The sequence below is a fragment of the Burkholderia sp. HAN2018 genome (assembly GCF_024704855.1).
Taxonomy (GTDB): domain Bacteria; phylum Pseudomonadota; class Gammaproteobacteria; order Burkholderiales; family Burkholderiaceae; genus Burkholderia; species Burkholderia cepacia.
In genome coordinates, this window is record NZ_QOBB01000481.1 from 1 (window position 1) to 1,797 (window position 1,797).

Consider the following 1,797-nt stretch of genomic DNA (forward strand, 5'->3'; position numbering starts at 1 on the left):
GACGAGCGCGGCGGCCGTCAGCCCGACGATCGAATACAGCCCGAGCTGCACGAGGCCGGGGAACCCGGAGAACAGCATCGACGCGAAACCGCACACGGACGTCAGCACGCCGAGCCGGATCGTCGGCCAGTACGCGGCGATCCAGGCGCGCGTCGCATCGGCCGGGCGCGCCGCGCCGCGCGTGCCGGCCTGCGCCGATTGCACGAACAGGTAGATCGAATAGTCGACGGCTTCGCCGATCAGCGTCGTACCGAAACCGAGCGTCAGCCCGTGGACGGTGCCGAACGCGACGCTGACCGCCGCGATTCCCGCCGCGACGCCCGTCAGCACCGGCAGCAAGCCGAGCGCGAGCGTGCGCGGCGAACGGTACAGCGTCAGCAGCAACGCGACGATCAGCACGACGCTCGCCGTCGACAGCCGTTCGACGTCGTGCCGGATCGTGTCGCGCGTGTCGACCGAGAACACGCCGGGGCCCGTCATCGCGAGCGTGGCGGCGGCGGCGTTCGGCATGGCCTGCTTCGGGGCCTGCTTTGCGGCGGCGAACGCGCGGCGCACCGCGTCGATCGCGCGGGCCTGGGCATCGGTATCGGAACCGGCGGCGGCCGTCTGCACGACGAGTACCGCGCGGGTGCCGTCGCGCGACGCCCACACGCCGTCGCGGCTCGCCGGTTGCGCCGCGCCGTCGAGCTGGTCGACGAGCGTGGCGACTTCGCCGGTCGGGTCGCGCGGCAGCAGCGCCTTGGCCACGAGGCCGGCCGACGAGCTCAGCAGGTCGAGGCTGTCGCCGAGCGCCTGGTGCAGGCCGTCGGCGCTGAAGCGCTGCGGCGTGACGGCCGGGCTCAGCAGATAGCGGTGATCGAAGATGAACTGCCGGTCGCGCGCGTCGTTCGCCGCTTCGCCGTTGTGCACGGCCGCGAACTGCGGATCGGCGCGCAGCGTGCCGGCCACGCGCCGCGACAGCGCGGCGCGCGTGGCTGCATCGCCGCCGTCGATCGCGACGAGGATCAGCCGCGACACGATGCCGTCGCGCAACTGGTCGACGAGCACGCGCTGCCCGGCGCTCGGCGAACTCGGCAGGAACGCGGACAGGTCGGCCGTGAAGTGCGCGCGCCCGATCGCGATGCCGCACGCGACGAGCGCGAGCAGCCACACGAGCACCGCGCGCTGCCGCAGCGCGTGCAGGCGGCGGGCGACCGGCGAAGACGGGGGCCGGGTGCGTTCGTCCATCAGTTCGGGTTCGCCGGAACGGGTTGCAGGCGCATCACCGAACGGTCGCCGTCGGCCTGCCGGATCGCGACGCTGCGCAACAGGTCGCGCGTGCCGTCGAGCGTGATCGTGCTGACGACCTTCAGCATCCGCGAGTCGAGCGGCGTGAGCGTCAGCGTCCAGTCGTCGCCGCGCCCGGCGAGTGCGACCTTGTAGACCTGTTCGAGCGCGAAGCGGTTGCCGGCGAGCGTCGCGCGGATGCTGTCGATGAACGCGCCGAGTTCCGGATAGCGCGCGAGTGCGAGCGTGTACTTGCGGCTGTTGCGCTCGACGGTGAGCATGTCGCCGTCGACGACGAGGTGTTCGGGCTTCGGGCTCAGCGTGTGCTTCTCGAGATGGTCCGGCGCGACGAACACGAGTTCGCCGGACGATTCGACCGGCTGCGTCGCGATCGACAGGTACTTCGTCTCGGTGAACGTCGCACGCCCCGACTTGTGCTGCGCGAGCGTCGACATCAGCCGGTCGAGGGTCCACGCCGGCGCCGCGTCGGCCGCCTGCGCGGGCGCGGCGGCCAGCGCGATCGCGGCGGTG

At 72.5% G+C, this 1,797-nt stretch carries 2 protein-coding genes; both read right to left on the bottom strand.

The window, feature by feature from the left end:
* A partial coding sequence (locus tag DPV74_RS41175; RefSeq protein WP_162923330.1) for an MMPL family transporter occupies positions 1–1,227 on the bottom strand: 1,227 nt, incomplete at its 3' end.
* Positions 1,227–1,797, bottom strand: a 571-nt coding sequence (locus DPV74_RS41180) for an outer membrane lipoprotein carrier protein LolA (protein WP_162923331.1), incomplete at its 5' end; no start/stop codon positions are given. The genes DPV74_RS41175 and DPV74_RS41180, both read right to left, overlap by 1 nt.